Consider the following 3,103-nt stretch of genomic DNA (forward strand, 5'->3'; position numbering starts at 1 on the left):
CGGAAATTCACGCTAAAGAGTCTGAGGCCTGTTGAATGGGTTCCATGGCGGTCGATTTTCTAAGTGATGAGCAGGCAGCAGGGTTCGGCGGATTCCCCGACGAGGTATCGGCGGAGGACCTGGAACGTTTCTGTTGGTTGGACGATGCAGACCTGTCGGTAGTTGGTCGCCGTCGGGGAATGCACAATCGCCTGGGATTTGCTGTCCAACTGATCACGGTGCGGGTGGCAGGACGGTTCCTGACGGATCCATTGGCTGTTCCGTGGCCGGTGGTGGAATTCCTGGCCGGGCAGTTGGATATTGCGGATGCTTCCGTGCTCAAGCTGTATGCGCAGCGGGGACAGACCGGGTATGAGCATGCCGCGGAAATTTCCATCGTGTACGGGTATGCGGATTTCTCCGATCCGGCCAGCCACGCGGAGCTGAGGCTGTTCCTGGAGGCCCGGGCTTGGACGTCGTCGGAGGGACCGGTGCGTCTGTTTGAACGGACGGTGCTCTGGCTGCGTGAACGCAAGGTCCTTCTCCCCGGCGTCTCTACGTTGACACGACTGGTTATAGAGGTCCGTGCCGGAGCAAATGACCGCCTCCATTCCATGCTGGTTGACGCGGCCGGCCCCGCCTTGATCCTGGAATTGGAAGGCCTGCTTCGCGTTGGGGAGGGATCACGGCTGACCGCGTGGGAAAGATTGCGGACCGGGCCCTCGAGGGTATCGGTGCCAGAGTTGTTGCGGCAGTTGGAGCGGCTGGGTCGCTTGCGGGCACTGGGTGCCGGGTCCATCGATGTGGAGATGATCCCCGAGGGTCGGATGAATGCCCTAGCCCGCTACGGGTTGGCGGGCAAGACCTCATCGCTTCGAGAACTATCAGACCAGCGGCGGGGTGCGACACTGCTCTGTGCCGTGCGCGCCTTGACGTCAGAAGTTGCCGATGATTTGTGTGATGCCTTGGACGCCATTGTCACCGAACGCGTTCTTCGCAAGGCAGCCAGGGAATCCAGTGCCGCCCGGTTGAAATCCCTGCCACGCTTGTCCAAGGCCTCACTGCAATTGGCGAAGGCCGCGAAAACACTGGTCGAGGTGTTGGACAACACGGAGTATTCCGGCGCAGAGGCCGCCTCGGTGCTGGCCGATCAGGTTTCCTTGCCCGAGATACGCGCCGCGCTGGAGGTGGTGAACGAAGTGGTGAATCCCGACGGAACCGGGGCGGACACTGCAACCGAGATGATGCGCCGGTTCGCCACCGTGCGCTCGTTCCTGCCGGCGTTGGCCGCGGTGGCACCCTTCGGGGCCACCGCGGGCGGGACGCCAACGTTGGCGGCGCTGACGGCGCTGCCGGAAGTTCTGGACGGCCGCAAAAAGGACCCGGCCGAGGTTGATCTGTCCGTGCTCTCGCCGGCTTGGCAGCGTCTTGTCACGGTTGCGGAGGAGATCGACCGCAAGGCCTATACGGTGGCGGTGATGGAGGCCGTCCATAAGGCGCTGCGGCGTAGGGACATTTTCGTGGTGGGTGGGCGTCGCTGGGGAGATCCCCGGGCGCGGTTGCTCACCGATCCGGCGTGGCAGAAAACCAAGACTGAGACCTTGAGGGCGCTCCAGCTGCCGGAAGAGCCAGCGGACCACCTGGCCGATGTTCGCCACCGCCTTGATGCCCGTTATCTTGCGGCGGCCGAGCAACTGGCCGACAATCCCGCGATACGCATTGATGATTCCGGCAAAGTCCACCTCTCACCTTTGGAGGCCAAGACGATACCGGAGTCACTGACGCAGTTGCGGAGGTTGGTCTCCGGGATGCTGCCGCGGGTGGACCTGCCCGATGTGCTGCTGGAAGTGCATTCCTGGACGGGGTTCCTCTCGGAATTCAGCCACGTCTCGGAGGCCTCCGCAAGGATGGGCCAGCTCAGCGTTTCGGTCGCCGCCATCCTGGTTGCCGAGGCATGCAACGTCGGCCTGACACCGGTGGTCAAGGACGGCCACCCCGCACTGACTCGGGGACGCCTGACGCACGTAGATCAAAACTATGTACGCGCCGATACGCTTCGCGCGGCCAACGCCCGTCTAATCCAGGCCCAGTCCGGTCTGGGACTCGCGCAACGCTGGGGCACAGGCTTGTTGGCGTCAGTCGACGGAATGCGGTTCGTGGTGCCGGTGGCCACCGTCAATTCCGGGGCAAATCCCCGGTACTTTGGCCACGGTCGTGGATTGACTTGGCTGAACTATCTCAACGACCAGGTCTCCGGGCTGGGTGCCGTCGTGGTCCCGGGAACGGTCCGCGATTCCCTGCATATTTTGGATGGGCTGCTCGATCTTGATGGCGGCCAACGCCCCGAAATGGTCGCCACCGATACGGCCTCCTACTCGGACCAGGTTTTCGGGCTCTTCACCCTGCTCGGATACCGGTTCTCACCCCGCCTGGCAGGGTTACCGGACCAACGGTTCTGGCGCGTCGACGCCACGGCGGACTATGGGAAGCTGAACGCGGTGGCCGGCCGCAACCGAATCAACATGGAGCTCATTACGGCGAACTGGCCGGACATGCTTCGCCTTGCCGGGTCCTTGACCGCCGGGACGGTGCGCGCCTCGGAAATCCTGCGGGTCACCCAGGGCGGTGGGACACCAACTCTGCTCGGAAAGGCGTTGGCGGAGTACGGCAGAATAGCCAAGACCGAGCATCTGCTGGACTTCATCGATGCCGACGAGGGTTATCGTCGGCAAATCCACACCCAGTTGACTGTGCAGGAATCCAGACATGCGCTGGCCAGACTCGTCTTTCATGGCAGGAGAGGCCAGATACGCCAGTCCTACCGGGAGGGCCAGGAAGACCAACTTGGCGCACTCGGTCTGGTGCTGAACGCGGTCATCTTGTGGAACACCCGCTACCTGGACGCCGCGCTCACCGAACTCCGCGACCGCGGCGTCCCCGTTGCCGACGAGGACGTACAACGACTGTCGCCGCTGGTCTCGGAACACATCAACATGCTGGGTCGCTACTCTTTCGCCGCGGACTCCACCGGCACGCAACTTCGACCTTTCAGGAACCCCGACGAGGACCGGGAAGCCTGAACGAAGCAATACAGCGCTGACATCTACCGGCCCGCGAGGGGAAC

1 protein-coding gene is annotated in these 3,103 nt (G+C 63.2%); it reads left to right on the forward strand.

Features of this window, described 5'->3' with window-relative positions; genetic code table 11:
* Nucleotides 1-44: 44 nt before the first annotated feature.
* Nucleotides 45-3,059: a Tn3 family transposase gene (locus CIK76_RS12775; protein ID WP_096287066.1), complete on the forward strand. Its 3,015-nt coding sequence runs from the start codon at nucleotides 45-47 to the stop codon at nucleotides 3,057-3,059.
* Nucleotides 3,060-3,103: the final 44 nt, after the last annotated feature.

It is taken from the genome of Glutamicibacter sp. BW80, assembly GCF_002332385.1.
Taxonomy (GTDB): domain Bacteria; phylum Actinomycetota; class Actinomycetes; order Actinomycetales; family Micrococcaceae; genus Glutamicibacter.

Excerpts from the sequence above, each read along its gene's own strand:
- CIK76_RS12775 (WP_096287066.1), top strand. The coding sequence starts at position 45 with ATGGCGGTCGATTTTCTAAGTGATGAGCAGGCAGCAGGGTTCGGCGGA.